Below are 25,880 nucleotides of genomic sequence, written 5' to 3'. Positions count from 1 at the left end.
GGCGCCCGGCGTGGGAGGGCGCGGTTTTCCTGGGTGGAACGCACCCAGGATGAGTCGGCGTGGCGCGCTTAACCTGGCCATATGGCTCAAACGGAACTGGGTGCCTACCTCAGCGCCCGCCGCGCCCAGCTCGGTCCCGAGGACGTGAACCTGCCCACCACCGGCAGGCGCCGCGTCCCCGGCCTGCGCCGCGAAGAGGTGGCGATGCTGACCGGCGTGAGCGTGGACTACTACGTCCGTCTGGAGCAGGGCCGCGAACGCACCCCGTCGGCCCAGGTGGTGGACGCGCTGGCCGCCGCGCTGCGCCTCGACGACGACGGCAGGGCGCACCTGTTCCGCGTGGCGGGGCTCAGCCCCCGCCCCCGGGCCGCCGGGGTGAGCAACCACGTCGACCCGAGCCTGCTGCAGCTGATGTCGGCGTGGCCGGACAACCCGGCGTTGGTCTACAACCGGGCGTACGACGTGCTGGCGTCCAACGCGATCGCCGACGCGTTGTTCGGGGCCTGGTCCCATTCGCACAACCTGATGCACGTCGTGTTCACCGATCCGCGGGCCCGCGTGTTCTACCGGGACTGGGAGGAGGTCGCGCGGAACTCGGTGGCCGGTTTCCGGCTCGGCTACGGCGAGGCGCCCGGCGACCCCCGGCTGCGCCAGGTGCTGGGTGAGCTGCTGGCGCAGAGCCGGGAGTTCACCGAGCTGTGGGCCCGGCACGACGCGCGCGGCAAGTCGCTGGAGCGGAAGCGCTTGCAGCACGACGGCGTCGGCCCGCTGACCCTGACCATGCAGACGTTCGACGTCCGGTCGAGCCCCGGCCAGGAACTGGTCGTCTACCACGCCGAACCGGGCTCGCCGAGCGCCGACGCGCTCAGGCTGCTCGGCTCGCTGGCGGCCGGCACGCGTCAACAGGCGTGAAGCGCCCTGCGAGACCACCCGCGCAGACGGCGGCCAGCGCGAACGCCACGGCTTCGTAGGTCATCGCGTGCCACAGCGCGTCCGCGGCGGCGGGCGCCGAGTAGGCGATGCCCGCGAACGTGACACCCAGTGTCCCGCCCAGCTGTTGTGCCGTGGGGAGCAGGCCCGAGACCGAAGTTGCCGCCTCCGCCCGGACCCTGGCGAGGACCTGCGTGAACGCCGACGCGGTGAACACCCCGAAAGCGGCGCCGCCGGTGAACAGCGCGAGCCACAGCGGCCACCCGGCACCCCCGCCGCCCAGCACCGCCGCGACCGCCACGGAGACGAGCCCCATCGCGACGGCGGACGCGGCCAGCGTCCACGGGCCGAACCGGCGGCCCGCGACACGCACGACCGCGCTGCCCGCCAGCGCGCCCACGGCGTACGGCGTGATGGCCAGTCCGGTCCGAAGTGGACTCCAGCCGAGCGCGCCCTGCAGGTGCGTGGACAGCAGCAGCGTGAACGAGGGCACCCCGGCGTTGAACACCAGGACGACGGCCAGCCCCCAGCGCGTCGCCGGTTCGGTGAGCGTGGCCGGGTGCACGAGCGGAGCCGCCACCCTGCGCTGGGACACCACGAAAGCCGCGAGCAGCACCACGGCCGACCCGAGGCTGAGCCAGGTCCACAGTGGCCAGCCCGCGTCTCGCCCCGCCGTCAGCGGCAGTACTAGCAGTGCCAAGCCCAGCAGGCTCAGCCCGGCACCCACCGGGTCGACGCGCTGCCCTTCGTGTCCTGAGTGGACGGACGGGAGCGACGGCGACAACACGATCGCGGCGATCCCCACGGGCACCGTCAGCAGCATCGCGGCGCGCCAGCCCAGGCCCAGCGGGTCGAGCTGGATCAGCACGCCGCCGAGCACCGGTCCCGCGAGCGAGGCCGCCGCCATCGTGGCCCCGTAGGCGCTCAGCGCGGCGGGCCTGCGGTGCGCGGGCAGCGCCGACTGGATGAGCGAGAGGATCTGCGGTGCCATCAGCCCGCTGCCGAAACCCTGCAGCAGGCGGCCCGCGACGAGCACGGTGGCGTCCGGCGCCGCGGCCGCGCCGAGTGAGGCCGCGGTGAACAACGCCATGCCGGCGACGAACATCCGGCGGTAGCCGTAGCGGTCGCCCAGCCGTGCCGAGACGAGCAGCGAGCAGGCGTAGGTGAGGGTGTACCCGGCGAGCACGAGCTGGCCCGCACCGGCGCCCGCGCCGAGATCGCGCTGCACGTCGAGCACGGCCACCTGCATGACCGTCACGCTGAACAGCTGCACGAACGTGCCCGACAGGACGATCGGCAGCAGGAGCCGCCCCGGCGGGCCCGGGACCGTCATCGGGACGTCCGCCGCAGTGCGGTCGCGGCGAGCACCTTCGCCAGCTCCGCGGGCCGCGTCACGAACGGCGAGTGGCCGCCGGGCAGGGAGTGCACGTGGAACGGCCGCTCCGGCGCGACGGCGTCGGCCTCGGCGATCATCAGGTCCTGGGTGGCGGGTGGCAGCGACTGGTCGTCGGTCAGCCGGATGAAGGTGCGGTCGACGCTGCCCCAGCGCCCCGGCGAAACCGGTACCGGGGTGCTGAAGCTCGCGTACGGGTGGTCGGGGTGGAGGAACTGGCGCCACGAGTCCGGGGCGTCCGCCGGCAGGTCGTTGAGGAAGGCGCGGCGCAGCAGGCCGATCTCGGCCGGGTCGGGGGAGAGCGGGTTGATCCGGAAGGCACCCAGCTCGGCGGGATCGCCCAGCATCGGGATCCGGACGGCGTCCGCGTTCTCCTCGGCGGCGATGTAGTCGGCGAACCGCGGGCGGCCCGCCGGGACGAACGCGGACAGGTACACGAGGTGGTCGAGCAGTTCCGGGGCCTGTTCCGCGGCGGCCGAGCACGGGCCGCCACCGGCGCTGTGCCCGACGAGGACGACGTGGCGGTACCGGGTGCGGGCCTCGGCGAGCGCGTCGAGCACCACCTCGGTCAGCTGCCCCATCGTGACGTCGTGCAGCGCGGACTTCTCGCCGTCGAGGCCGGGCTGGCCCGGCAGGTGGAACCCGCGGGGCAGCGGTGCGCCGAGCCCGCTGCCCGGCAGGTCGATCGCCACGCTCGCGAGGCCGTGACGCGCCAGTGCGCGCTGCGTCGGCGCCCAGTGCACGGAGGAGTGCCAGGCGCCGTGGACGAGCAGCACGACGGTCTCGGACGAGGACGGACGGTGCACGGGAATTTCCTTCCGGTAGAGCTGGTCAACGACTCCTCCAGCTCACCGGACGGCCCGGCCGTCATCCACCGGCATATCTCACCATGGCTCTCGCGATATCCCACACGTATCGTGGTCCGCGTGGAGGCCCGTCATCTGCGCTACGCGCTCGCCCTCGCCGAGCACCAGCACTTCGGCCGCGCCGCGGCGTCGCTCGGGATCGCCCAGCCGCCGCTGTCGACCCAGATCGCCGCGCTCGAGCGCGAGGTCGGCGAGCGGTTGTTCGACCGCACGCCACGCGGCGTGTTCCCGACGGCGGCGGGCGACGCCTTCCTCGCCAGGGCACGCGCGGCACTCGCGGAGATGGACCTCGCGCGCGTCGACGCCGCCCGGGCGGCACGCGGGGAGACCGGGCGCCTGCGCATCGGGTTCATCGGTTCCTCGCTCCTCGACCCGCTGCCCGGCGTGCTGGGGAAGTTCCGCCGGAGCCGCCCGGAGGTCCGGCTTTCCTTGCAGGAACTGGACAACGCCGACGCCGCACTGCTCGCGGGCGAGCTGGACGTGGCAGTCGGGCGGGGCGGCCCGCGAGGTGCCGGTGCCGAGGACCTGGTGAGCGTGCCGATCGGGGCGGACCACCTGGTGGCCGTGGTGTCCGTGGTGCACCCCTTCGCCGGGCGCCCGGCGGTCTCCGTCGACCAGCTCGCGCACGAGCCGCTCATCGTCAGCCCGGAGGCGGCGAGTTCGTACCTCAGGCCGTTGTTCGGCGCGGATCCGTCCGTGCTCGACGCGGCCGCGAAGGCCCGTGACGTGCACACGATCGCGGGTCTCGCCGCGTGCTGCGCCGGGGTCGGGCTCGGCCCGTCCCGGATGCGGCTGATCGCCCGCGAGGACGTCCGGTTCTGCGACGTCACGCCCCGTTTCCGGTTGCCGGACCTGCGGATGTCGTTCCGGGCGGCCGATTCCTCGCCGGTGCTCGCGGCGTTCCTGTCCGTGGTGCGGGAGAACTGCGCGGAGGTCGGCAGCCGCCTCGACGCCCTGCTCGCCCGGCACCCGGCTGCCACTGAGCGGCAACCGGCCCTTGGCGCGTCCTGAGCCGCCGGTCCACTGTGGTCACGGAAACCGCCTACACCACAAGGGAGAACCATGCCTCGCCAACCGCTCGAATCGGTGCGCCTCGACGACGTCGAGCTGGCCTACCGCGTCGCCGGTGACGGGCCGGAGCTCGTCGTCCTGCTGCACGGCTGGCCGCAGACCGGCGAGTGCTGGCGCCACCTCGCCGGCCCGCTGAGCGAGGGGCGCACCGTCGTCGTCCCGGACCTACGCGGGTACGGCGCTTCGGGGCTGGCGCGGTCGGGCGCGTACGACAAGCGCGCCACCGCCGCCGACCTGGGCGGGCTGATCCGGCACCTGGGGTTCACCTCCGCCACGGTGGTCGGGCACGACCGCGGGGCCCGGGTGGCACACCGCTGGGCGCTCGACCGTCCGTCCGAAGTGGACGCGCTCGTGCTGCTCGACATCCTGCCGACCCGGGTGGTGATGAACTCGTTCGACCGCGACTCGGCGAGCGCGATGTGGCACTGGTTCTTCCACCGCGATCCCGATCTGGCCCAGCGGCTGGTGTCGGGCAACGTCGAGGCGTACCTGGGGCACTTCTTCGCGCGGGTACGGGAATCCGGGGCCGTCGACGAGGAGACCTTCCAGCACTACGTCACCGCCTTCAGCGATCCCGCGCACCTGCGGGCGTCCTTTGAGGACTACCGCACCGGTTTCACGGTCGACCTCGAACGCGACGAGGCCGATCACGCGCGCGGGGTGCGGGTGCGGGCACCGCTGCTGGTGCTGTGGGGCGCCGAAGGCGGTCTCGCCGGGAGCGACGTAGTGCGGATCTGGCAGGAGCACCACGCCGATCCCGCGGCGGTGTCGGGGCGTGCCGTACCCGGCGGGCACTACGTCCCCGAGGAAGCGCCTCGCGAAACCCTCGAAGCCGTCGAGGCGTTCCTCAAGCAGCTGTGAGGCCGCCGTCGACGAGGAGCTCCACGCCCGTCACATAAGAGGCTTCGTCGCTGGCCAGGAACAACACGGCGTCGGCGACCTCGCGCACCTCCCCGGCCCGCTTCATCGGCACGCCGTCGATCTGCTCCGCCCGCCACACCGGGTCCGCCGAGCCGCGGGAGGTGCGCATCGGCGGAAGCATGCCGGGGGCGACGGCGTTGACCCGGATCCCGGCGTCGGCGTAGTGCACGGCGGCGGTGCGCGTCATGGACCTCACGGCGGCCTTGGACGCGCCGTAGCCGAGGTGCACGCCGGGCTGACCGATCGAGGCGGAGATGGACGAGAGGTTGACGATCGAGCCGCCACCGGTGCGGGCCATGGCGGCGGTGCCGTGCTTGATGCCGAGGAACACGCCACGCGCGTTGACCAGCATGAGCCGGTCGAAGAACTCCGTGCTGGTGAGGTCGGGGTCGAAGGTGCCGCTGATGCCCGCGTTGTTGACCAGCACGTCGAGCCGCCCGGACCGTTTCGTGACCTCCTCGATCGCGGCCGTCCACGACGTCTCGTCGGTGACGTCGAGGTGCAGGTAGCCCGCGGCACCGATCTCCTTGGCCGTGGTGGTGCCCTCGTCGTCGAGGATGTCGGCGATGAACACCGTCGCGCCCTCGCGGGCGAAGGCCTCGGCCGTGGCGCGGCCCATGCCACCGGCGGCGCCGGTGATGAGGGCGATCTTGTCGTGCAGTCGCATGGATGTGGTTCCTTTCACCGGATCACGGGCGCGCGTTCCGCGGCTCGCTCCATTGTGGACGTGTGCCTGCCCTTGACCGCCACCGCCACGACGCAGATCGCGGCGGGCACGAGCAGGGCGAGGAAGACCTGCCGGTAGTGCAGTCCGGCGGCGACGAGCACCGTGCCGGCGGCCGCGCCGCCGATGGCGCCGAAGCGCGCGATACCGGTGGCCCAGCTGGTCCCCGTGGCGCGGATGGACGTGGGGTAGAAGGCGGCGGACAGGATCGGGAAGGCCGTGCCGACGGTGTTGGTGAACATGCCCAGCACGAAGATCAGGATGCCGAGGACCAGCACGTGGGCGGGCGCGAGTGCGACGAGGACGAGCATCACGGCGGCGCAGCTCATCGCGACGGCTACGGTGCGGTGCAGCCCGAAGCGGTCCATCAGCCAGCCGATGCCCAGGTTCCCGAGCGTGCCGCCCGCCTGCAGCAGCAGGCCCATCGTCGCGGCGGCGGTCAGCGAGAAACCGACGTCGGTCATCAGGATGGGCAGCCAGCTGTTCATCAGGTACACGATGAAGAACGCGCACACGAACCCGGTCCAGATGGTGAGGGTGCCGAGCCGGAACCGGCGCGTGACCAGCCCGGCGACCGGGACGCGCGCGGCGACGGCGGGTTCGTCGAGCGAGAACCGGGTGTCCGCGCCGAACCGCTCGGGCACCACGCGGTTCATCAGCGCGACCAGTTCCGCCTGGCGTCCGGGCCGGCGGGCGAGGAACTTCGGTGACTCGGGCAGGGCCGCGGCGACGACGACGGCGTAGGCGAGCGGGAGGACCCCGCCCGCGACCAGTGCCCAGTGCCAGCTCGCGACCTGCACGAACAGGCTGGTGAGGTACCCGGCGACCGCCCCGCCCAGCGTCATCCCGCAGTAGGTCAGCGCCATCAGGTGGCTGCGCCGCCGGGAAGGGGCGTATTCGGACACGAGCGTTGTGGCGTTGGGCAGCGCGGCGCCGAGGCCGAACCCCGTGAGCACGCGCAGGACCGAGAACCACAGGATGTTTGTGCTCAGCGCGGTCGCCGCGCTCATCAGCCCGAAGAAGACGAGCGAGGCGAGGATGACCTTGCGGCGGCCGAGCCGGTCGGCCAGCGGCCCCGCGATCAGGGAACCGAGCGCCAGGCCGAGGAGCCCGCTGGTGACGACGGGCCCGAGCTGGGCCTTGCCGATGTGCCAGTCCGCGATGAGCGAAGGCCCGAGGTAGCTGACCATCGCGACGTCGATCCCGTCGAGGGTCGTGACTCCCAGGCACAGCAGCAGGACCCGGCGTTGCAGGCCGCCGACGCCGTGCCGGTCGATGACGGTGCGCAGGTCGAGAGTGGGCATGTGTCCTCCGTTGGACAGTCAGGCGGGTGCGGTCCCGGCGAGTGCGTCGCCGAGCAGACGCCGCAGATCGGTTCGGGTGACCGGGCGCGGGTTGGCGTAGGGTGCGGCGAACGCTTGCGTGACAACGGTTTCCACGCCGTCCTCCGGCATGCCCATTGCCTTGAGCGACATCTCCGCGCCCAGGTCCCGTGCGAGCCGGAACAGGTGTGCGGCGGGGTTCTCCGTGCCCAGCGCGTGCTCCAGCGCGGCCCGCGCCCGGGGCGCGGCGGGCAGGTTGAGGGCGAGGACGTGGGGGAGTACCGCGGTGTGGGTCTGGGCGTGCGGGAGGTCGAAGGTGCCGCCGAGGATGTGGCAGAGCTTGTGGTGCAGGGACATCGTCGTCGAGCCCAGCGCGGTGCCCGCGAGCCACGCCCCGTAGAGGGCGTCCGAGCGGGCCTCCAGGTCACCGGGATCGGCGGCCACGCGCGGCAGGGCGGCGGCGAGGGCCCGCACCGAATCCGCCGCGGCGAGCGCCGTGACCGGCGAACAGTCGGGCGCGTAGAGCGCCTCGGCGGAGTGCGCGAGGGCGTTCATCCCGCTGGTGACCGACAGCCCGGGCGGGAGCGTCACGGTCAGCTCGGGGTCGTAGACCACTGTGGACGGAAGCACGCGCGGATCACGGCCGGTGGTCTTGCGGTCGGCGCCGGTCAGGCCCCAGATCGGCGTCATCTCGGACCCGGCGTACGTCGTGGGCACCGCGACGATCGGCAGCCCGGTCTCCTTCGCGACCGCCTTCGCCAGCCCGATCGCCGAGCCCCCGCCCACGGCGAGGCAGCCGTCGGCACCGGCTTCCCGGGCACGCGCGACGGCCCGCTCCGCGACCGCGACCGGCACGTGCATGGTGGCGTGCGGGTGGGGTTCGGCGACCCGGCCCCCGAGCGGGGCGGTCAGCTCGGCGGCGAGCGCGGCCTGTTCCGGGGTGGACACGACGAGCAGGCGGCGCAGGCCGAGGCGATCGACCTCCTCGGGCAGCCGGTGCCGCGCGCCGACCGCGAAGACGACCCGGCCGGGCCGGGTTTCGTGGACGAAGTCGAGGCTCACGACGCCACCCTGTCCAGGACCACGTCGAACTCGATGAGCCGGAACGGGTTCGCGGTCCCGTAGTGCCGCGCGCGTCCGGGGTCGTCGACGGTCGTGACCGGCCGGATCAGCGACTCCTTCACCCCGAACACCGTGTCGGAGTCCAGGTACGGGCTGCCTTCGACGAACACGTGGGTGGTCAGCGGGGCGTGCCCGGCGGCTTCGGCGATGACGTGGATGTGCGCCGGCCGGTTCGGGTGCCGCCGGGTCGCGGCGAGCAGGCGGCCGACCGGGCCGTCGTCGGGAATGGGGTAGTAGCGCGGCACGACGGTCCGCAACCAGAACCGGCCGTGCTCGTCCGTGGTGAACAACCCCCGCAGGTTGCGCTCGGGCTGGACCCCGGGCTGCTGGACGTCGTAGTACCCGGCCCCGTTGGCCTGCCACACGTCGACGCGTGCCCCAGGCAGCGGCGTCCCGTCGGAGGAGCGGACCTGCCCGGCGAACACGCACGGTTCGCCGTTGTGGTCCAGGGAGATGTTCGCGCCCAGCTCCCGCGGCGGGGAGTCGACCAGGTGGAACGGGCCGAGCACGGTGGTGTCCGTGGCGGCGGGGGACTTCCGGTTGTTGATCGCGTCGACCAGCATCGACACGCCGAGCACGTCGGAGAGCAGGACGAACTCCTGCCGCGTGTCGTCGCACTTGTGCCCGGTGGCGGTGAGGAAGTCGATCGCCTGCTGCCATTCCGCTTCGCTGGGCTCGACGTCCTTGACGAACGCGTGCAGGTGCTCGACGAGGCTCGTCAACACCTGCTTCAGCCGTGGATCGGGGGTGGCGGCGAAGCTCTCGGCGACGACCTGCGCCGAGTTCTCCTCGGAGAAGCCGGTCACCGGGCACCCTCCAGGTTCGTGGTCCAGGACGGGGCGGGCAGACCGGTGGCGTCGAGGACCTCGGCGCCCGCGTCGAACGCGAGCCGCGCCGCTTCGGCCGGTGGGAGCGCGTCCAGGTCGTCGGAGAACACCTCGACCGACACCGGCGCGCGGACCCCGTGCTCCCGCAGTGCGGTCAGCACTTCCCGCGTGTTCCCGGCACCCCGCCCGGGGAGCAGGCGGCGGTGCCGCGCCTCCTCGGTCAGGTCGGGCCCGGGTTCGGCACGCACGTCGCACAGCTGCACCGTGGTGATCGCCGAAGCGGGGATACCGGCCAGGTCCTCGACACGGGCGCCGGAGCGGAACCAGTGCCACAGGTCCAGCGTGATCCCGGCATTGGGGCGGCCCGCCGCCGTGACCACCTCCCACACCTCGCCGATCGTGCGCACGTGGCTGTAGGGCAGGAATTCGAACCCCACCAGCACGCCGTGCTCCGCCGCGCGGTCACACAGCGCCCCGAACGGCTCGACGAGATCGGACAGCGGGTGCTCGGCGAACATCGGGACGTTGAGGTGGCGCACCCCGATCCGCCCGGCGAAGCGCAGCATGGCCTCCTCCGTGGGATCCACGCCGAGGGCCCAGTCCCAGTTGTGCTCGAACTCGAGCACCCGCAGCCCGTGCCGGTCCAGCAGGTCGCGGATCTCCTCGTCGGCCATGTCCGCTTCGAGGTAGTCGCGCACGCGCAGCCCGATCCCGGCGAATCCGGCCGAGGCCGCCGCCGAAACCCGCGTCGGCAGATCGGCCGCACGCAGGGTGTTCGCGCTGCAGTTGAGGAACTTCTCCGTCACACCAGCCATTTCGCACCCTCGTCGTAAAGCCGCTCGACCGCCTCACCGGTCAGACCGGGCAGCCCGGTCCTGACCGTGAACCCGGCCTTGGTCTGCACGTAGCCCAGGTGCCGGTACCCGACGGGGAACCGGTTCAGCAGCTCCTGGTCGAGCACCAGTTCGGCGGCCGGATCGACGGGGTCGAGCCGGTCCTTCTCGTAGATCGGCTGCCTGCGCACGATCTTCCACCGCCCCTCGTGCCGGGCGCAGAAGTCGTAGAACCGGCCGGTGCACACGACATCGACCTCGACGCCGTCGACCGCGGCGCGCTGGCTGATCGTCATCTTCGTCTGGGCGACGGCCCGGTCGCCCTCGATGTCCGCGGTGTGCCCGCCCAGGAAGTGCAGGATGCTCACGCCGCGCTCGAACCCCGCCTTGCTGGCGGCGATGAACTCCGCCGCCGGGCCGTGAAACCACGTCGCGCTCATCCAGCCCTCGGGGTGCCACACGGTGGCGAACCGCTCCCAGTCCCCGGCGTCACGCCACACCGCCCAGTTCTCGACCAGCTCGCGCACGGCGAGCCTGTCCTCGAAGTTGTTCCCCACCTTGGTAAATCTCCTCACTGTACTCAATGGACGGCCGGGGCGAGCTGGGTGCCCGCGGCCACGTGCAGCACCTCGCCGGTGATGGCCGCGGCCCGGTCGGAGACGAGGAACGCCACGGCGTTCGCCACGTCCGCCGGTTCCACCAGCCTGCCCAGCGGCGAGGCGGCGGCGAACCGCCCGGCGTGCTCCGCCAGGAGCCCGTCGCCGGCCTTCTGCGTGTTGAACGGGGTGCGCATGAAGCTCGGCGCGACGATGTTGACCGTGACCCCGAGCGGCCCGAGTTCTTGGCACGCGGCCCGCGTCAGCCCGACGAGGCCGGCTTTCGACGCGGAGTACGCCGGTGTCCAGCCGCCGCCGAGCCACACCCGGGAGCCGATCGAAACGACGCGCCCGCCGCCCTGCCGCCGCCAGCACGGCACGCAGTGCTTGATCATCAGCGCGGGCCCGGTCAGGTTGACCTCCAGCGTCGCGCGCCAGGTGTCCGGCGCCACGTCCGCCAGCGAGTGCGCGGGCTCGATGCCTGCGTTGTTGACGAGCGCGTCGACCCGGCCCCACGTCCGGTTCACCTGCTCGACCGCGGCCCGCACCGACTCGTCGTCGGTCACGTCGGCTTGGACGGGCAGGGCCTCGCCGCCCAGCGCCGCCGCGGCGTGCTCCGTCCCTTGCCGGTCCAGCAGTGCGACCCGGAAACCGTCGCCGAGCAGGACGGAGGCGATCGCCTTGCCCAGTGCTCCGGCCCCGCCGGTCACGATCGCGACGGGGGCGTTCATGCGACGTGCTCCCCGGCGAACTTGACGATCGTGCGGGCCACCGCGTCGGGCATGGACAGCATCGGCGAGTGGCTCGCCTCCAGTTCGCTCCACGAGTGCGTCCTCGCCGCCATCATCCGCTGGACCTCGGGTGTACAGGCGCGGTCCAGCGTGCACACGACGAAATGCGAGGGAACGGTCCGCCACGCCGCCCGCGAGACCACCGCCACCCGTGTGCCGGCGTGCTCGGGCGTGAGGCGTTCGACGGCGTAAGCCGCGTCCTCCGGCGCGCAGTCGTGGTAGAAGGCGTTGCGCGCGGTGTCCGGGTCGATCACCAGGTAGTCGCCGACCTGGCGGATGTCGTCCTTCCCGGCCTCGGAACCGGCTTCGGCGTCGTTGACGGACGCGACCGACTCCCCGGGTTCGAGGCAGAACGCGCTCACGTAGACCATCGCGCGTACGTTCGGCGCGGCACCGACCTCGGTGAGCAGCGCCCCGGAATACGAGTGCCCGACGAGGACGACGTCACCGTCGATCCCGGTGAGGACACCCGTGAGGTGGTCGCAGTGCCCGCGGAACGTCGGGTCACCCGGGGCGCGGTCCTTGCCGGGCAACGTGACCGCCACGCACGGGTGGCCGTCCGCTTCCAGCAGCGACGCGACGCGCTCCCAGGCCCAGCCGCCGTGCCACATCCCGTGCACGAGGACGAAGGTGGTCATGCTGCCGTCCTTCCGGTCAGAGTCTTGTCCGATGTGGAGTGATCCTCTGTGGCACGTCGTTCCCGCAGGCAGTGGGTGAGGACGATGCCGACGACGTAGAGCCCGGCGATGAGCCACAGCGTGCCGGCCACGCCCAGGGGCCCGACGAGCCCGGCCGAGACCGGGCCCAGGAACTGGCTCACCCCCGCGCCGAGGTTGAGGATCGCGATGGCCGCGCCGACGCGGTGTGGCGCCAGTGCGGGCGCGATCGCCGACAGCGGGACGAAACCCGACAGCCCGGCGCCGTAGACGACCGCCACCAGGAGGATCGCCCAGAAGTTCGGGCCCGCCAGCTGCGGGACGTAGTAGAAGGCGGGCACGCTCAGCGCGCACAGCAGCCCGCCGAACCACGCGACGGTGCGGACCCGGCCGATGCGGTCGGCGACGTAGCCGAACACCACGTTGGCGAGGATGTTGGTCAACGTCAGCGTGCCCCAGGCCGTCTGCCACTGCGGCGTGGACAGCCCGACGTCCCGGACCATGAACGTGCTCAGGAACACGACGAACGCGTAGAACCCCAGGGTGTTGATCACCCGGACGATGCCGGCGAGCCCGATCTTCGGCCGTTCCACGACGATCGTGAACGCGCCGAGGACGGAGCGCAGACTGCTGCGCAGCCCGGCCGGGGCGGGCCTGCGGGCCTTCACGAGGAACAGCAGCAGGAGCCCGCCGACTCCGATGAACGCCAGCGACGAGGCCAGTGTCCCGAACTCCCCGAGCACCGGGAGGACCGCGCCCGCGTAGTAGGAGCTGACCACCCCGAGCCCGAGCACGAAGAAGAACCAGTACCAGCCGACCGCCTTGCCCAGCGCGGCTTCCGGCGTGTCGGTCGCGACCCAGACGAGGAAACCGTAGGAGAACAACGGGTAACCGAGGCCGCGGACGCCGAACGCGAGCAGCATGACCGTGAAGTTCCCCTGTGCGAGCGCGACGAGGAACGCGACCTCGAAGACGACCCAGATCGCGAACCCCGCGAGCATCACGTGGCGAGGTCCGAAGGCCTCCGCGAGCGCGCCCGACAGCCACGCCGCGACCGCGACGACGAACCCGTAGACGCTCCACAGCAGCGACGTCTGCCCGGCGCCGAAACCGTGCTCGGCCAGGTACGGCGAGAGGAACCCGGATTCGATCCCGTCACCGATCATGAACAGGGTGAGCGCCACGAACCCCCAGCGGAGGTGAGGGACGATGCCCTGCCGGGCCCAGAACCCGCTCACCGGCTTTCCCGCCCAGTGGCAGTTTCGCGGCCTGCCTGACGTGCCGACATCCCAGAACCTCCTTGTTCCGCTGAGTTTTCCCTGCCGGGCCCCGATCCTGCGGGGCGATCACCGGCCCGCACCAGCGCTCGTTGCCATCCAGTGGCAATCGCGGCTACATTGCGGAGGTGGCGGGCCGGACGAACACCCCTGGGCAGACGGTTTCCCGGCGGTTGCTGAGCGTTCTCGACTGCTTCGACGTGGCGCACCCGGCGTTGTCGCTCACGGAGGTCGCGACCCGCAGCGGTCTGCCTGTGTCGACGGCTCGGCGGCTCATCGGCGAGTTGTGCGCGTGGGGCGGCCTGGAACGCCTCGACGACGGCCGCTACCGCGTGGGGATGCGCCTGTGGACGATCGGCTCGCTCGCGCCGCGGCAGCGGGGGTTGCGGGAGGCGGCGCTGCCGTTCATGCACGACCTGTTCCAGGCCACGCAGGAGAACATCCAGCTGACCGTGCTGGAGGGCACGCAGGCGTTGTGCATCGACAAGATCTCCAGCTCGAAGGCCGTGCCGACGATGACGCACATCGGCGGCCGCCTGCCCCTGCACGCGACCGGGGTCGGCAAGGCCATCCTGGCCTTTTCGGACAAGGAACTCCTCCGGTCGGTCGCGGACGCCGGGCTGGCGCGGATGACCCCGCACACGATCACCCAGCCGGGACGGCTCGCCGCCGCGCTCGCCGAGGTGCGGAAGACGGGGGTCGCGTACTGCTACGAGGAGATGACGCTGGGCGCGGTGTCCGTTGCGGCCCCGGTGCTCGGGCTGGACGGCAAGGTCCGCGCCGCGCTCGGCATCGTGGCGCACTCCCGGGCCGCGGTGGACCGGCTCGCCCCGGCCGTGCGGGCAGCGGCGCTGGGCATCGCGCGGTGGACGGGGTGAGGGCGCGCCGCGGTCGCGGGGTTCGCGCGCTGGGGCGGGTGAGGCGGTTCGCGGTGGTGGGGTGCGTCGGTGGCGCGGTGTGGGGTGGTTCGGCTGCCGGTGGAGCGGTTGCGGCGGCAGTGCGGCGCGATCCCGTTCCGCCGTCGGCGAAAGTGGGGCCGCGCGAGCCGGTCCGCCGGTTACCGTGAGCCCGTGGACACGATCACCGGTACCGCCGCGGGGGTTCCGTTCACCGCGCTCCCACCCGGGCGCGCCGACGGACCCGCGCCGCTGCTCGTCACCTGGCACATGCTGTCCGCGCCACGCACGGACGCCGCCTTCGCGGCCGCGCTGCCCATGACCGGGGTGCCGGCGTGGCGGGTGCACCTCGGCATGCCGATGTCCGGGGCGCGCACTCCCGCAGGCGGGTTCGACGCCGTCTTCGACCTCGTCCGCCGGGACGCGCTCCTCGCCTTCCTCGCCCCCGTCGCGCGGCAGGCGGCCGCCGAGTTCCCCGCCGCGCTTTCCGCGCTGCGCCGGCAACTTCCCGTCGACGACGGGCCCATCGCGATCCTCGGCGCCTCACTCGGCGGGACCGTCGCGCTGCGGGTGCTGGCCACGGGGGAGATCCCGGTGAGCGCCGTCGCCCTCGTCAACCCCGCCGTGCGAGTCCGCACAGCCGTGGCCATGACACAGGGTATCGCCGGGAAGCCGTACGAGTGGACGGCCGAAGCCGAAGAGGTCGCGCGGGAACTGGACTTCGCCGCGGGGGAGTTCCCGGGGGAGCCGCCCCTGCTGCTCGTGAGCGGGGAACAGGACCACCCCGGCCTCCGGGCGGACGCCGCCGCGCTGGTCGGCGCCCTGCGCGCGCGGTACGCGAACCCGGAGACCGTCGAACTCGTCACGGTGCCGGATCTCGCCCACCCGCTGGCCGAGGAGCCGGGACTGGAACCGGCTCCTCAGCTGCCCACGGCCAAGGCGGTGGACGAGATCCTCACGCGGTGGTTCACACCACCTTCGCCGTGACGTTGTACGCCTCCACGCGCAGCTTCGGGTGGTCGACCGGGCGGCGCGGCGACACCGTGACCACGCGGCTTTCCCCCGGCAGGAGCCAGAAGTAGTTGTCCCCGTAGAGGGTCGGCAGCACGCGGTCGACGCCGTTGCGCTCCCGCAGGGACAGGCGCACCATCGCCGCGACGGTGCGGCCGGTGTTGCGGATCGTGGCCACGTGACCGTCCCTTGTGGACCGGAAGTCCACCGACAGGCTCGTCCGCGCGAGCTGGTTCAGCGCCCGCATCGCCGTGTCCGCGCGGTACCGCCAGTAGGTGTTCTCCGAAAGCACCGTCCCGCGCCCGTCGGTCATCGTCAGGCGCAGCAGGTGCAGGTCGGGCTGGGCGTCGGTGAACGGCACCGTGAACGCGGCGGTCGTCGAAATCGGGGCGACATCGAGGACCTGGCGCGACGGGGCACCGATCGGTGCTCCGTCCAAACCGTACAGTTGCGCGGTGACGGTCACGCCGGTCAGCGCCTGCGGGGTGTGGTTGACGGCCTTGACCTGCCACGTGGACAGGTCCGCCTGCACGTGCCGGGACTCGCAGCCCTTCCGCGCCCCGTAGTAGCTGCCGTTGACGTCCAGGTCGTAGTCGTAGGTCTGCCACACCGTGCTGTGCCACGCCGGGTGCGACATCCACAGCAGCACCCCGGTCGCGTCCTGCCACAGCTTGGCGTTCCACGCCTCGAAGATCGCCCGCATGCTCTCGTAGTTGACGAACTGCGCCTTCCGGCAGAACTCGTCCAGGCTCGTCGACGGCGCGAGCCGCGCGTCGATCGCCCCCTGGTAGCCCTGCACGCCCTGGTTGCCCTGCGTGGACCAGTCGTGCAGGAACCACGGGCCGCCGATCGGCCAGCCGGGGTCGCCCTCGCCGACGAGGTTGCGCATGCTCTCGACCACGGACACGGTCGGCAGCCCGATCTCGCTCCAGAACCCGGCCTTGCCGCCGGTGGCCTGGCCGGTGAAGTACATCCTCGGATCCAGCCAGAAGTACGGCCCGTCACCGGTGATCACGCCGCTCGCCGAGTTGCCCTGGTAGAGCAGGTCCGTGTTCCGCGTGACGATGTCCCGCAGCCCGTTGTCGAGCACCGTGGGCGGCGTGCCCTCGTTGCAGCCGAACCAGACCGTGGCACACGGGTGGTGCCGGTACCGCAGCACGGTGTCCTCGGCCTGCGCGAGGAACACGTCGTGGTTGGCCGGATCCGTCGACCAGCCGTCCCAGAACTCGTTCCACAGCAGGATCCCGTACCGGTCGCACGCCTCGAACAGCTCCTCGCGGTAGGAGGAGCCGACCCAGTTGCGGATCATCGTGAAGTTCATGTCGCGGTGCATCGCGACGACGGCGTCCACGCGCTCGGGCGGCATGCGGCGCAGCAGCTCGTCCCAGCCCCAGCTGCCGCCGCGGCAGAACACCTTGACCCCGTTGACGAAGATCGTCAGCGGCTTCGGCGTGTTGTCGACCGACGCGACGTCCGTCCACGTGTTGCCGTCCTGCGACACCTGGATGCGGTAGGTCTGCGCGTACGCCGTCTCCCACGTCAGCACGACCCGGTCGAACCCGACGGCCTCGCCGAGGTCCACCTGGAGCCACTGGCCGTCCTGGTACTGCGACGACCACCGAGTCGACGGGTTGCCGTCCACAGCGTTCTCCGGCGGGTTGCCGTCTCCCACCGACGAGGCCGTGGCGGTCTTGCCCTGCGCCAGGTCCGTCCCGGGTGCCGCACTGTCCACAACGGACATCGTCCAGAGCGAGAAACCCCAGTTGGTCGCCCGCCGGTCGCCCTGCATGCGGACGTACCGGGCCTGCTGCCGCGGAAAGTCCACGGTCTGCTCCGCGCGGCTGTCGGAGATCACCACGGGCAGGTCGTAGGTGTAGCCGATCTGCCGCAGCCCGATCCGCAGGGTCCGCCGGTCGCTCACGGTCCGCCCGATCGCGGCGGTCAGCACGAGGTCGTGCAGTGTGGGATCGCCGTACCCGTTGGGCCACCACAGCTGTGGCCGGTCGATCCGGACCCGGGAGAAGACTGCCTCCGTCCGCTGGCCTGCCGCGACGGTGACGGTGCTGGTCAGCGACTTGCCCGCGAAGGCCGCGGTGACGTTCACGCGCTGCGTCACGGTTCCCGCGTTGCGCACCGGCACCGTGACCGTCACCTCGGCGACGCTCGTGTCCGGCAGCTTCGGCAGCACGGTGTCCACCCGCGCGTCGCCGAGGACGATCGCGCCGGTCGAGCGCAGCCGCACGTGGTTCCAGATCCCCGACGCGCGGTCGCGCACGGCGGGCATCCAGTCCCAGCCGGACACCGCGAGGTACGTGGGCGAGTTCTCGAACATCGTGCCGCCCGCGTCCTTCCACGCGCTGCCGTCGGGCCCCTTGTCGCTGGGGCTGCCGGGGTGTGGCGGGGGCGAGATCTTCACCGCGAGGGCCTGGTCACCGGTGCGGCGCAGGGCGGCGGTCACGTCGAGCGCGGCGCGGCCGAACGGGTGCGCGAGATCGCCCACATGGGCTCCGTTGAGCCAGATCTCGGCTTCGTGGTTGACGCCGTCGAACTCCAGCCACACGTGGCGGCCCGGCGAGGTGTCCAGTCCGCGCGGCAGGCGGAACGCGCGCCGGTACCACCAGTCGTGCCGGGAAAGCGCTTCCGGGACGTGCATGTTGTTCATCCCCGACACGGGGTCGGGCAGCTGGCCCTGCTCCACGAGCGACGCGAGTACCGTGCCCGGCACCGTGGCGGGCAGCCAGCCGCGCGTGTCGACCGGGGTGCCGGACAGCACGGCGCCGTCGTCGCTGGGCGCCCAGTCCGCCATGGTCAGCACCCAGCCGGACTCCAGCGGCACGGTGCCGTCGTCGGCGACCGAGAGGTCCGGGGCGTCGTCCCGCTGCCGCACCGGCCAGCTGGTCCAGCCGCGTACCGCGGGCCGGGCCTCCGTGCTGGTGCCGTACACCTGGAAGCCGTTGATCCCCAACGGGTTCGTCGTCGAGCGGCGGGAGGCCGACAGGCGCACCCAGCGGGCGGGCACGGCCGGGGTCAGCGGGATCGTGACCACGCCCCCGGTGCCGTTGTCGGTGTGGTGGACCGTCCGCCACGTGCGGCCGTCGGGGGAAACGTCGAGGTCGAACGACACGGCGTAGCTGGACAGCACCTCGAAACCGGTGCTGTGGCTGCGGGACGCGCTCAGGTCGATCGCCGGGTCGCCCGGCTGGGCCTCGAACGTGAGCACGACCGAACTGATCAAGCACCGGCCCTGCAGGTCCACGACGATCCACTGGCCGTCCCCCGGCGCGGCCCGCCAGCCTGAGCCCCGCACGCCGACCTGCGCCAGGCCGTCCACGGCGAACTCGGCGGGGGTGGCGGCGTAGTCGGTGGAGGACACGGTGACCGGGCGGAACAACGCGAGATCGGTCTTCGCGCCCCCGGGTGCCGGGGCGGCCGCCGCCGCTTCCGGCACCAGCCCGAGCACCCCGAACCCGGCGAGCAGCCCGGTGCCCGCGGACAACACGTTCCGCCGCGAAATTCCGCTGGAGTCCTGCGTCATCGACAACTCCTGTCCCCATCGACAAGCCACTGACAACGTTGACAGGAAGCTTCTGCGTTCGCGCCCGGAAGGTCAACGGGCGGAGCAGGACAGGAATCCGGACAAGATCCGGGCGGGGCGGGCGGGCGAGATGTGGGCGGGTGAGATGTGGGCGGGTGCGGAGGCCGGGCGAGATCCGGGTGGGAGCGGGCGCGGAGGGCGGACAAGATCCGGCCGGGCACGGAAGGCGGGCGGGATCCGGGCGGGACGGGCGCGGGCGCGAAGGCGGGGCGGGATGCGGGTGGTGCGGGAGGCGGGCCAGATCCGGCCGGGCACGGGAGGCAGGCGCGAAGGTCGTGGGCGAAGGCCGTGCGCTGAGGGCGGGTGAAATCCGGGCGCGAGAGGCGGGCGAGATGCGGCCAGGCGGGAGGCGGGCCAGATCCGGCCGGGCACGGGGCCGGGCACGGGAGGCGGGCGCGAAGGCCGGGCGCCGAGGGCGGTCGAGATCCGGGCGCGACGGGGGCGAGATCCGGCCGGGCACGGCATCCGGACCAGACCCGGGTGCGCGCTGAGGCGGTGACGCGCGTGCTGCGCCGCCCTATCATCAGGCGATGACTCGCGGCTCGGCGACGGTGGTGCTCCGGCGGCGACTTCCGTTGGCGGTGGGGGGCAGGGGCAGGCCCTCGTGGCTGCCGGGGTGGTCCCGCCCGGCGGCGATGCGCGCGGTCCGGTCGACCCTTGTCGTGCCGGGGCTGTTCGCGTTCGGCTACCTCGTCCTCGGCGATCTGCAGGTCGCGACGTTCGCCGCGTTCGGTGGCTTCGCCACGCTGGTGCTGGCGTCGTTCGGCGGGCGGTGGCAGGACAAGCTGCGCGCGCACCTCGGTCTCGCGCTCGCGAGCAGCGTGCTGATCGTGATCGGCACGGCCGTGAACGGGTCGGTCCTGCTCGCCTCCCTGATGACCGTCCCGGTGGCGTTCGCGGTGCTGTTCGCCGGGGTCGCCGGGCCGAACGCCGCCTCGGGCGCGACGGCGGCGCTGCTGGCGTACGTGCTGCCCGCGGCCTCTCCCGGCACGCTCGCCGAGGTTCCCGCGCGGCTCGGCGGGTGGTGGCTGGCGTCGGTCGCGGGCACCGCCGCGGTGCTGCTGTTCTCGCCCCGCGCACCGGGTTTCGCGCTGCGGGAAGCGGCGGCGCGGTGCGCGCGGGCGCTGGCGGACCAGCTCGACGCGGCGCTGGCCGGCGACAGCGATCCCGCGGTCCGCACGGCCGTGGTGGAAGCCAAGCACGAGCTGCAGACGACGTTCACCTCGACGCCGTACCGCCCCACCGGCCTCGCGACCCCGGACCAGGCCATGGACAGCCTCGTCGGGCTCCTCGAATGGTGCGCTTACGTGATCATCGACAGCGTCGGCGAGTACCGCGACCTGAGCGCGATTCCCGGCGTGGAACGGAAACTGCTCGCCGAAACGGCGACGGTGCTGCGTGAGATCGGCGGGTTGCTGGACGACGGTGTCGTGCGGGTCGACCTCCAACCACTGGAGCGGCAGCTCGGCGAGAGCGTCGAATACCTGCGGCGCCTGAACAGCGACGGGGACGGTTACGCCGACGCGGTGCACCTGTCCTTCCACGCCCGCACGGCGGCGGTGGCGGCGCACTCCGCGATGACGGACGCGCTCATCGCGGCCCACCGCGCCGATCCGTCGGCGGTGCCGGGTTCGCGGCGCCGCTGGTACGGCGAGACCTTCGAAACCGAGGCGCTCGGCGAGCGGCGGCTGGCGGGGCTGGTGGCCGCGGCGGGTGTGGTTTCGCGGCACGCGAGCCTGCGGTCGGTGTGGTTCCTCAACAGCGTGCGGGGCGCGCTCGCGCTGGCGGCAGCGGTCGCCGTCGCGGACCTGACGGGCGTCGAGCACGGGTTCTGGGTGGTGCTGGGCACCCTGTCGGTCCTGCGCACGAGTGCCGCGGCGACGGGAGCGACGGCCCTGCGCGCGCTCCTCGGCACGGTGGTCGGGTTCGTCGTCGGTGCGGTGCTGCTGCTGGTCATCGGCACCGGCCCCGGCGCGCTGTGGATCGCGCTGCCGATCGCGGTGCTCGTGGCGTCCTACGCACCGGGTGCCCTGCCGTTCGCGGCCGGGCAGGCGGCGTTCACCGTCGTGGTGTCGGTGCTGTTCAACCTCCTCGCCCCGGCGGGGTGGGAGATCGGCGTGGTGCGCATCGAGGACGTCGCGCTGGGCTGCGCGGTGAGCTTCGTCGTCGGGATGGTGTTCTGGCCCCGCGGCGCGGCCTCGGTGGTGGCCGACGACCTGGCCGACGCCCTGCGCGCGGGCGGGGCGTACCTGGCGGAGTCGGTGGACTGGGCGCTGGGCCTGCGCACCGCGGAACCGCAGCCGGGGCCGGCGATCGCGGCGGGGGTCCGGCTCGACGACGCGCTGCGCGGGTTCCTGGCCGAACAGGGCTCGAAACGCCTGCCGAAGGACGACCTGTGGCGGCTCGTCGCGGGCACGATGCGGGCGCGGCTCACGGCGTACTCCCTGGCGGGGCTGCCGAACCCGGAGGCGGGGCCCGACCGGTTCCGTACCCAGCTCTCCGAGCAGGCGGGGCAGCTGGCGGCGTGGTACGACCACCTCGCGTCGCGGCTCGACCGCACCGACCACGGGGCGGTGCCGGTGCTGGCGCCGCCGGAGTTCCGCGATCCGCGGGCGGCCGGGGCGGAGGTGGACGACCTGCACTGCGCGCTGTGGGTGGGGGAGCACCTGCGGCACCTGATGGGGCGCCTGGAGGAGCTCGTCCCGCCCGCGATGCTCGTCGCCGACCTGCGCCACCGGCCGTGGTGGCGGTGAAATCAGCTGCCCCAGTCCGGGTTCCGCCCGGTGAGGCCGAGTATACGGTCCAAAGTGGACGCAGAGGCCGGGACGGGGACCTCGGGCCCGTAGACGCCCATCTCCCTGGCCTGGGCGGCGTGCGCCAGCACCCCGTCGTGCAGGCGCTTCAGCAGGTCCTCGGGCAGCTCGAAGGGCTGGCCGGTGGCCCGCGCGAGGTCCCAGCCGTGGACGACCAGCTCGCCGAGGACCATGTCGGCCACCAGCGCGGCGGGCATCTCGGTCGGCCCGCCCATGTGGGTGCTGCCCTCGTGTGAGCCGGGCGTATCCCAGGCCGCGACGATGTCGGAAACCCTGTCCAGCAAGACATTTCGCGGGTCGTCATCGTCTACTTCGGAGGGTTCGACGGTCTGCTTGCGGCCCGCGCCGGCGAGCGACGGGGCCCAGTGGGCGAGGTGACCGAGGAGGGCACGCACGTCGAACTCGGTGCACGGCGTCGGGCCGGTCAGCTGCTCGGGCCGGATGCCCCTGACGACGGTGGCCAGGGCAGCGGCCGCGGTGGAGATTTCGGACATGCCCGCAGGTTAGGACGCGGCGGCGGGCGCGTATTGAACGAACGCGACATAGAATCCGCTGCCGTGGAAAGGGATGCCCGCGAGCTGGGCGGGGCGTGGGCGAGGTACCAGCGGCTCGGCTACCCCGAGCCGTGCGCGGCGCTGCGGCCGTGGATCGCTCGGTACTGGGTGGTGGACTGGGACTACGAGGAGCCGTACCGGCAGAAGATCGTGCCCTACCCGAACGTGCACCTGTCCTTCCACGACGGCCGCGCCTACGTCAACGGCGTCGCCGGCGGTCACCAGGTCCGGGTGCTGGAAGGCGTGGGGCACGTGCTCGGAGTGGCGTTCCGGCCCGGCTGTTTCCGGCCGTGGCTGGGCGCGTCCGTCTCGACGCTGACCGACCGCGTCGTCCCGGCGGAGGAGGTGTTCGGCCCGGACCTGCCGCGTGATCCGGACGTCGGCGAGGTCGAGGAGTTCCTGCTGGCCCGCCTGCCCGCCCCGGATCCGCGGGCCACGGCGGCCGCCGACGCGGTCGCGCTCGTCGCGGACCAGCCGGGCATCACCCGCGTGGAGGAGCTGGCCGAGCGGGCAGGCCTGAGCGTGCGCGGGTTGCAGCGGCTGTTCGCCGAGTACGTCGGCATCGGGCCGAAGTGGGTCATCCGCCGGTACCGCCTGCACGAGGTGACCGAGCGCATGGCGGCGGGCGGCGACGTCGACTGGGCCACGCTCGCGGCCGACCTCGGCTACGCCGACCAGGCCCACTTCGTCCGCGACTTCCGTTCGCTGTTCGGCGAGCCGCCCACCTGGTACGCCCGGCGCTACTGACGGGGACGCGAAAGGGCCCGGCCGGTCGCGGGGGACCGGCCGGGCCCGTGCCTCCGTGGTGCCCGATCAGGCGAGGTCGAAGCGGTCCAGCTCCATGACCTTGGTCCAGGCCGCGACGAAGTCGTTCACGAACTTCTCACGCGCGTCGTCACTGGCGTAGACCTCCGAGAGCGCCCGCAGCTGCGAGTTGGAGCCGAAGATGAGGTCCACCGGGGTGGCGGTCCACTTCAGCTCGTCCGTCGCCGCGTCACGGATCTCGTAGACGTTCTCCTCGGTCTCCGACGCCTTCCACCGCGTGCCCGGCGCGAGCAGGTTGGTGAAGAAGTCGTTGGTGAGCACGCCCGGCTTGTCCGTGAGGACACCGTGCTGGGTACCGCCGTGGTTCGTCCCGAGCGCCCGCAGGCCGCCGACGAGGACGGTCATCTCCGGCGCGGTCAAGTCGAGCATGTAGGCGCGGTCGACCAGCAGCACCTCCGGCTGGAGCTTCTCGCCGGCCCGCAGGTAGTTGCGGAACCCGTCGGCACGCGGCTCCAGGACCTTGAACGACTCGACGTCGGTCTGCTCCTGGCTGGCGTCCGTGCGGCCCGGGTGGAACGGCACGGTCACCTCGACGCCCGCGTCCCGCGCGGCCTTCTCGACGGCCGCCGAGCCCGCCAGCACGATCAGGTCGGCGAGCGAGATCTGCGCGCCGCCGGCCTCGTTGAACTCGCGCTGGATGCTCTCCAGCTTCTCCAGGACCGGGGCCAGCTGCTCCGGCTGGTTGACCTCCCAGCTGCGCTGCGGCTCCAGGCGGATGCGGGCCCCGTTGGCGCCACCACGCTTGTCGGTGGACCGGAAGCTCGCGGCCGACGCCCACGCCGTGGACACCAGCTGTGCGGTGGTCAGGCCGGAGTCGAGCACCTTCGCCTTGAGGGCGGCGATGTCGGACTCGCTCACCAGCTCGCCCTCGACGGGCGGCACCGGGTCCTGCCACAGCTGCGGCTCGGCGACCCACGGGCCCAGGTAGCGGCTGACCGGGCCCATGTCACGGTGCAGCAGCTTGTACCAGGCCTTGGCGAACGCCAGCGCGAACTCGTCCGGGTTCTCCAGGAACCGGCGGGAGATCTTCTCGTACGTCGGGTCGAAGCGCAGCGCCAGGTCCGTGGTGAGCATGGTCGGCTTGTGCTTCTTGTTCGGGTCGTACGGGTCCGGGATGATCTCCGGCGCGTCCTTGGCGACGTACTGCTTGGCGCCGCCGGGGCTCGTGGTGAGCTCCCACTCGTAGCCGAACAGGATCTCGAAGAAGCGGTTGCTCCACTCGGTCGGCTTGTCGGTCCACGTCACCTCGAGGCCACTGGTGATCGTGTCCGGGCCCTTGCCGCTGCCGTGCGTGCTCAGCCAGCCGAGGCCCTGCGCCTCCAGCGGGGCGCCCTCGGGCTCGGGGCCGACGTGGTCGTCGGCGACGGCCGCGCCGTGCGTCTTGCCGAAGGTGTGGCCACCGGCGATCAGCGCGACGGTCTCCTCGTCGTTCATCGCCATCCGGCCGAAGGTCTCGCGGATGAAGTGCGCCGCCGCGAGGAAGTCCGCGCTGCCGCGGGGACCCTCGGGGTTGACGTAGATCAGGCCCATCTCGGTGGCGCCGAGCTCGGGCACCATCTCCGAGTCGGTGACGTAGCGCTCGTCACCCAGCCAGTCGTCCTCGGGGCCCCAGTAGATCTCCTCGGGCTCCCAGGTGTCCACGCGGCCGAAGCCGAAGCCGAAGGTCTTGAAGCCCATGGACTCCAGCGCGACGTTGCCCGCGAACACGAGCAGGTCGGCCCACGAGATCTTCTGACCGTACTTCTGCTTCACCGGCCACAGCAGCCGGCGCGCCTTGTCCAGGTTCGCGTTGTCGGGCCAGCTGTTGAGCGGGGCGAACCGCTGCGCGCCGTCGCCCGCGCCGCCGCGGCCGTCGTGGATGCGGTAGGTGCCCGCGGAGTGCCAGCTCATGCGGATCATCAGGCCGCCGTAGTGGCCGAAGTCGGCGGGCCACCAGTCCTGCGACGTGGTCAGGACCTGGATGATGTCCTGCTTGAGCGCCTCGACGTCGAGCTTGGCGAACTCCTTGGCGTAGTCGAAGTCCGCGCCCAGCGGGTTGGACTTCGACGAGTGCGCGTGCAGCACCGTCAGGTCCAGCTGGTTGGGCCACCAGTCGCGGTTCGTGCGCGGGCGGCCCGCGGACTTCGGCGTCGGCGAGCTGATCGCCGGGTTCTCGCTCTCGCTGCCGTGCGAGGTGACGGAGTCGTGCGCGACCGGGCAGCCCGCCGCGGCCTTCTTGTCCACCCCCTGTGCGCTGGAGGGGGTGTTGTCCTGGGAGTCGCTCATCTGCTTGCCTTCCGAGCTCGCTGATCATTGGGGGTGGTTTCGGCCGCGCAGTCGGGGCAGGTGCCCCAGAAGACGACCTCCGCCTCGTCGATCATGAAACCGTGGTCGTCCGAGGCGGTGAGACAGGGGGCGTGCCCCACGGTGCAGTCGACGTCCGCGATGGCGCCGCACGAGCGGCACACGACGTGGTGGTGGTTGTCCCCCACCCTCGTCTCGTAGCGGGCGTTCGCGCCGGCGGGCTGGATGCGCCGCACCAGCCCGGCGTCGGTGAGCGCCCGCAGGACGTCGTAGACCGCCTGGTGTGACACCGACGGGAGTTCGGCCCGCACCAGCGCGATCACCGTTTCGGTGTCGACGTGCGGGTGGTCACGCAGCGCCGCGAGCACCGCCAGCCGTGGCCGTGTCACGCGCAACGAGACGGCCCGCAGCTGCTCCTCGAAGTCCGCCGTCACGCCACGACCCTAGACCAGTTGTCTGGAACAAATCAAGTTTCGCCACGCGGTCGGGTGGCGCGTTATCGGCGTATAACGACGTATTCAGTGCGGCTTTGTGTCAAGGACTTTCCCGGTAGTCGCCGACCCTGCCACCATCG

At 72.4% G+C, this 25,880-nt stretch carries 22 protein-coding genes; 7 read left to right on the top strand and 15 right to left on the bottom strand.

Features of this window, described 5'->3' with window-relative positions; translation table 11 throughout:
- The first annotated feature begins 81 nt into the window (after positions 1-81).
- Positions 82-912 carry a helix-turn-helix transcriptional regulator gene (locus BMZ92_RS14310; protein WP_091507302.1) on the top strand — a complete coding sequence of 277 codons (831 nt, stop codon included), beginning with the start codon at positions 82-84 and terminating at the stop codon, positions 910-912.
- Here the strand turns inward: BMZ92_RS14310 and BMZ92_RS14305 are convergent.
- Together BMZ92_RS14305 and BMZ92_RS14300 are read right to left on the bottom strand one after the other, a co-directional pair.
- Positions 866-2,263, bottom strand: coding sequence for an MFS transporter (locus BMZ92_RS14305; protein WP_091507300.1), 1,398 nt, complete (start codon positions 2,261-2,263; stop codon positions 866-868). The genes BMZ92_RS14310 and BMZ92_RS14305 overlap by 47 nt on opposite strands.
- On the bottom strand, positions 2,260-3,129 hold the full coding sequence (locus BMZ92_RS14300) for an alpha/beta hydrolase (RefSeq protein WP_091507297.1): 870 nt from the start codon (positions 3,127-3,129) through the stop codon (positions 2,260-2,262). The genes BMZ92_RS14305 and BMZ92_RS14300 overlap by 4 nt, the downstream gene beginning before the upstream one ends.
- A 120-nt stretch (positions 3,130-3,249) precedes the next feature.
- On the opposite strand from BMZ92_RS14300, the gene BMZ92_RS14295 reads away from it, so the two are divergent.
- On the top strand, positions 3,250-4,200 hold the full coding sequence (locus BMZ92_RS14295) for a LysR family transcriptional regulator (protein WP_091507762.1): 951 nt from the start codon (positions 3,250-3,252) through the stop codon (positions 4,198-4,200).
- A gap of 51 nt (positions 4,201-4,251) precedes the next feature.
- Positions 4,252-5,121, top strand: a complete 870-nt coding sequence (locus BMZ92_RS14290) for an alpha/beta fold hydrolase (RefSeq protein ID WP_091507294.1) — start codon at positions 4,252-4,254, stop codon at positions 5,119-5,121.
- Here BMZ92_RS14290 and BMZ92_RS14285 read toward each other — a convergent pair.
- The 9 genes from BMZ92_RS14285 to BMZ92_RS14245 are packed head-to-tail and all read right to left on the bottom strand — an operon-like array spanning position 5,108 to position 13,290.
- Positions 5,108-5,848: an SDR family NAD(P)-dependent oxidoreductase gene (locus BMZ92_RS14285; protein WP_091507292.1), complete on the bottom strand. Its 741-nt coding sequence runs from the start codon at positions 5,846-5,848 to the stop codon at positions 5,108-5,110. The genes BMZ92_RS14290 and BMZ92_RS14285 overlap by 14 nt on opposite strands.
- A 14-nt stretch (positions 5,849-5,862) precedes the next feature.
- Positions 5,863-7,209: an MFS transporter gene (locus BMZ92_RS14280; protein WP_091507289.1), complete on the bottom strand. Its 1,347-nt coding sequence runs from the start codon at positions 7,207-7,209 to the stop codon at positions 5,863-5,865.
- Between the two features lie 18 nt (positions 7,210-7,227).
- On the bottom strand, positions 7,228-8,289 hold the full coding sequence (locus BMZ92_RS14275; protein WP_091507287.1) for a maleylacetate reductase: 1,062 nt from the start codon (positions 8,287-8,289) through the stop codon (positions 7,228-7,230).
- Positions 8,286-9,155 carry an intradiol ring-cleavage dioxygenase gene (locus BMZ92_RS14270; protein WP_091507285.1) on the bottom strand — a complete coding sequence of 290 codons (870 nt, stop codon included), beginning with the start codon at positions 9,153-9,155 and terminating at the stop codon, positions 8,286-8,288. Before BMZ92_RS14270 ends, BMZ92_RS14275 begins: the two co-directional genes overlap by 4 nt.
- Positions 9,152-9,991: a sugar phosphate isomerase/epimerase family protein gene (locus tag BMZ92_RS14265; RefSeq protein ID WP_091507283.1), complete on the bottom strand. Its 840-nt coding sequence runs from the start codon at positions 9,989-9,991 to the stop codon at positions 9,152-9,154. Before BMZ92_RS14265 ends, BMZ92_RS14270 begins: the two co-directional genes overlap by 4 nt.
- Positions 9,979-10,566 carry a nuclear transport factor 2 family protein gene (locus BMZ92_RS14260; protein WP_091507280.1) on the bottom strand — a complete coding sequence of 196 codons (588 nt, stop codon included), beginning with the start codon at positions 10,564-10,566 and terminating at the stop codon, positions 9,979-9,981. Before BMZ92_RS14260 ends, BMZ92_RS14265 begins: the two co-directional genes overlap by 13 nt.
- A 23-nt stretch (positions 10,567-10,589) precedes the next feature.
- Positions 10,590-11,336 (bottom strand): SDR family NAD(P)-dependent oxidoreductase, encoded by a 747-nt coding sequence (locus BMZ92_RS14255; protein WP_091507277.1) that lies wholly within the window; start codon positions 11,334-11,336, stop codon positions 10,590-10,592.
- Entirely contained in the window at positions 11,333-12,034 is a 702-nt protein-coding gene (locus BMZ92_RS14250) for an alpha/beta fold hydrolase (RefSeq protein WP_091507274.1), read from the bottom strand. The genes BMZ92_RS14255 and BMZ92_RS14250 overlap by 4 nt, the downstream gene beginning before the upstream one ends.
- Positions 12,031-13,290, bottom strand: a complete 1,260-nt coding sequence (locus BMZ92_RS14245; RefSeq protein WP_091507273.1) for an MFS transporter — start codon at positions 13,288-13,290, stop codon at positions 12,031-12,033. Before BMZ92_RS14245 ends, BMZ92_RS14250 begins: the two co-directional genes overlap by 4 nt.
- A gap of 167 nt (positions 13,291-13,457) precedes the next feature.
- On the opposite strand from BMZ92_RS14245, the gene BMZ92_RS14240 reads away from it, so the two are divergent.
- The gene (locus BMZ92_RS14240; protein ID WP_091507270.1) at positions 13,458-14,207 is read left to right on the top strand and encodes an IclR family transcriptional regulator; all 750 of its coding nucleotides are present in this window, start codon (positions 13,458-13,460) and stop codon (positions 14,205-14,207) included.
- A 192-nt stretch (positions 14,208-14,399) separates the two neighbouring features.
- A complete protein-coding gene (locus BMZ92_RS14235; RefSeq protein ID WP_091507759.1) occupies positions 14,400-15,212 on the top strand; it encodes an alpha/beta hydrolase family protein in 813 nt (270 codons plus the stop codon).
- On the opposite strand, the gene BMZ92_RS14230 is transcribed toward BMZ92_RS14235, so the two are convergent.
- Complete coding sequence (locus BMZ92_RS14230; protein ID WP_177228692.1) at positions 15,193-18,771, bottom strand: discoidin domain-containing protein; 3,579 nt, start codon at positions 18,769-18,771, stop codon at positions 15,193-15,195. The genes BMZ92_RS14235 and BMZ92_RS14230 overlap by 20 nt on opposite strands.
- Positions 18,772-19,361: 590 nt before the next feature.
- On the opposite strand from BMZ92_RS14230, the gene BMZ92_RS14225 reads away from it, so the two are divergent.
- On the top strand, positions 19,362-21,584 hold the full coding sequence (locus BMZ92_RS14225; RefSeq protein ID WP_091507266.1) for an FUSC family protein: 2,223 nt from the start codon (positions 19,362-19,364) through the stop codon (positions 21,582-21,584).
- A gap of 2 nt (positions 21,585-21,586) precedes the next feature.
- On the opposite strand, the gene BMZ92_RS14220 is transcribed toward BMZ92_RS14225, so the two are convergent.
- On the bottom strand, positions 21,587-22,138 hold the full coding sequence (locus tag BMZ92_RS14220; RefSeq protein ID WP_091507263.1) for a TIGR03086 family metal-binding protein: 552 nt from the start codon (positions 22,136-22,138) through the stop codon (positions 21,587-21,589).
- 63 nt (positions 22,139-22,201) lie between these two features.
- Here BMZ92_RS14220 and BMZ92_RS14215 point away from each other — a divergent pair, with 63 nt between their 5' ends.
- On the top strand, positions 22,202-22,945 hold the full coding sequence (locus tag BMZ92_RS14215) for an AraC family transcriptional regulator (protein WP_245783054.1): 744 nt from the start codon (positions 22,202-22,204) through the stop codon (positions 22,943-22,945).
- 66 nt (positions 22,946-23,011) lie between these two features.
- Here the strand turns inward: BMZ92_RS14215 and katG are convergent, their stop codons facing one another.
- Both katG and BMZ92_RS14205 read right to left on the bottom strand, forming a co-directional pair.
- On the bottom strand, positions 23,012-25,288 hold the full coding sequence (gene katG, locus BMZ92_RS14210) for a catalase/peroxidase HPI (protein WP_091507261.1): 2,277 nt from the start codon (positions 25,286-25,288) through the stop codon (positions 23,012-23,014).
- The gene (locus BMZ92_RS14205) at positions 25,285-25,740 is read right to left on the bottom strand and encodes a Fur family transcriptional regulator (protein ID WP_091507259.1); all 456 of its coding nucleotides are present in this window, start codon (positions 25,738-25,740) and stop codon (positions 25,285-25,287) included. Before BMZ92_RS14205 ends, katG begins: the two co-directional genes overlap by 4 nt.
- Positions 25,741-25,880: the final 140 nt, after the last annotated feature.

It is taken from the genome of Amycolatopsis sacchari, from assembly GCF_900114035.1.
Taxonomy (GTDB): Bacteria; Actinomycetota; Actinomycetes; order Mycobacteriales; family Pseudonocardiaceae; genus Amycolatopsis_E; species Amycolatopsis_E sacchari.
The sequence above is the reverse complement of the archived record's forward strand: the minus strand, read 5'-3'. Positions and strand labels throughout refer to the sequence as shown.

Excerpts from the sequence above, each read along its gene's own strand:
- BMZ92_RS14290 (WP_091507294.1), top strand. The coding sequence starts at position 4,252 with ATGCCTCGCCAACCGCTCGAATCGGTGCGCCTCGACGACGTCGAGCTG.
- BMZ92_RS14280 (WP_091507289.1), bottom strand. The coding sequence starts at position 7,209 with ATGCCCACTCTCGACCTGCGCACCGTCATCGACCGGCACGGCGTCGGC.
- BMZ92_RS14230 (WP_177228692.1), bottom strand. The coding sequence starts at position 18,771 with ATGACGCAGGACTCCAGCGGAATTTCGCGGCGGAACGTGTTGTCCGCG.
- BMZ92_RS14265 (WP_091507283.1), bottom strand. The coding sequence starts at position 9,991 with ATGGCTGGTGTGACGGAGAAGTTCCTCAACTGCAGCGCGAACACCCTG.
- katG (WP_091507261.1), bottom strand. The coding sequence starts at position 25,288 with ATGAGCGACTCCCAGGACAACACCCCCTCCAGCGCACAGGGGGTGGAC.
- BMZ92_RS14305 (WP_091507300.1), bottom strand. The coding sequence starts at position 2,263 with ATGACGGTCCCGGGCCCGCCGGGGCGGCTCCTGCTGCCGATCGTCCTG.
- BMZ92_RS14310 (WP_091507302.1), top strand. The coding sequence starts at position 82 with ATGGCTCAAACGGAACTGGGTGCCTACCTCAGCGCCCGCCGCGCCCAG.
- BMZ92_RS14285 (WP_091507292.1), bottom strand. The coding sequence starts at position 5,848 with ATGCGACTGCACGACAAGATCGCCCTCATCACCGGCGCCGCCGGTGGC.
- BMZ92_RS14255 (WP_091507277.1), bottom strand. The coding sequence starts at position 11,336 with ATGAACGCCCCCGTCGCGATCGTGACCGGCGGGGCCGGAGCACTGGGC.
- BMZ92_RS14220 (WP_091507263.1), bottom strand. The coding sequence starts at position 22,138 with ATGTCCGAAATCTCCACCGCGGCCGCTGCCCTGGCCACCGTCGTCAGG.
- BMZ92_RS14225 (WP_091507266.1), top strand. The coding sequence starts at position 19,362 with ATGACTCGCGGCTCGGCGACGGTGGTGCTCCGGCGGCGACTTCCGTTG.
- BMZ92_RS14250 (WP_091507274.1), bottom strand. The coding sequence starts at position 12,034 with ATGACCACCTTCGTCCTCGTGCACGGGATGTGGCACGGCGGCTGGGCC.